This window comes from Arthrobacter sp. 9V (assembly GCF_902506065.1).
GTDB lineage: Bacteria > Actinomycetota > Actinomycetes > Actinomycetales > Micrococcaceae > Arthrobacter.
This window is the reverse complement of sequence record NZ_LR732991.1, coordinates 1-1,085: the sequence shown is the minus strand read 5'-3', so window position 1 is coordinate 1,085 and position 1,085 is coordinate 1. Positions and strand designations below refer to the sequence as shown.

Sequence of the window (1,085 nt, the reverse complement as noted above, 5' to 3'; positions counted from 1 at the left end):
CGTCGGGCACCGGCGACTCGCTCGTCCTGGTGCGCAAGCAGGCCGACGGCGTCTACTCCGGCCGGACGACCTCGGTCGCGCTCACGCCGCTGCGCAAGGGCCCCGTCGCCGGACAGCCCGCCACCGGGGCGTCGGTGCGGTTCACCGCCGCGACCGACGACGGCCGCAGTGTGTTCGTGACGCGGGGCGACGAGGGGAAGATCACCCAGATCGACACCGCCGGTGCGACGCCGTCCGTGCTCCGCACCATCACGCTGCCCACGGCGCTCGCCGGGGGTGGGTACATGACGACGGTCGACTCGACGATGAGCCCGTACGACCTCAGCGGTCGCTGATCGTTCGTCGATCGACAACCGGCCGCCGACCGCCCCACGGGGTGGTCGGCGGCTAGGGTCCTGGTGTGATCGTCTGGTTGAACGGAACACACGGGGCGGGCAAGACGACGACGAGCCGACTGCTCCAGCCGCTGCTGCCCGGCTCGCGGGTCCTCGATGCCGAGAAGGTCGGCGAGGTGCTGATGGACGTCACGCCGGGGCTGCCGGCCAGTGACAACTTCCAGCACTGGGACCCGTGGCGGCCGCTCGTGGTCGAGACCGCCCGCCGGGTGCACGACTACGTGGGCGGACCGCTCATCATGCCGATGACGGTCCTGGTCGAGGCCTACTGGCGCGAGATCGCCGCGGGACTCGCCGCCCACGGCATCCCGGTCCGGCACTTCGTGCTGCACGTCGACGAGCCGACGCTCCGCGACCGGATCCAGCACGACCCGATCGTGGGCCCGTCGACGTTCCGGTTCGCGTACGTCGACGCCTACGCCGAAGCGGCGCGCGGCTGGCTGCACGCCGAGGCCGAGGTCATCGACGCGACCGACACCCCGGCCAGCGAGGTCGCCCGCGCCGTCGCGGACGCGGTGACGTCAGAGCGCTGACCGGCGGTGACGTCAGAGCGCTGACAGCACGAGCTCCCGGATGCCGGGGCGCTCCGGCTGCCCGTGGTCGACCAGCACCGCCCGCATCCCGGCCGCCCTGGCACCGACCACGTCGCGCTCGGGGTCGTCGCCCACGAAGAGACAGTCCGCCGGGTCC

2 protein-coding genes and 1 pseudogene are annotated in these 1,085 nt (G+C 72.8%); 2 read left to right on the top strand and 1 reads right to left on the bottom strand.

What is annotated here, in order from left to right; all coding sequences use genetic code 11:
* Together BACI9J_RS23110 and BACI9J_RS23105 are read left to right on the top strand one after the other, a co-directional pair.
* Positions 1-335 (top strand): annotated as a pseudogene (locus BACI9J_RS23110) (hypothetical protein); the annotation flags it as partial.
* A 65-nt stretch (positions 336-400) separates the two neighbouring features.
* Positions 401-928 carry an AAA family ATPase gene (locus BACI9J_RS23105; RefSeq protein WP_042537976.1) on the top strand — a complete coding sequence of 176 codons (528 nt, stop codon included), beginning with the start codon at positions 401-403 and terminating at the stop codon, positions 926-928.
* Between the two features lie 12 nt (positions 929-940).
* Here the strand turns inward: BACI9J_RS23105 and BACI9J_RS24815 are convergent.
* Positions 941-1,085 (bottom strand): HAD hydrolase-like protein (locus BACI9J_RS24815; RefSeq protein WP_159736691.1); only part of this gene is annotated, 145 nt, incomplete at its 5' end.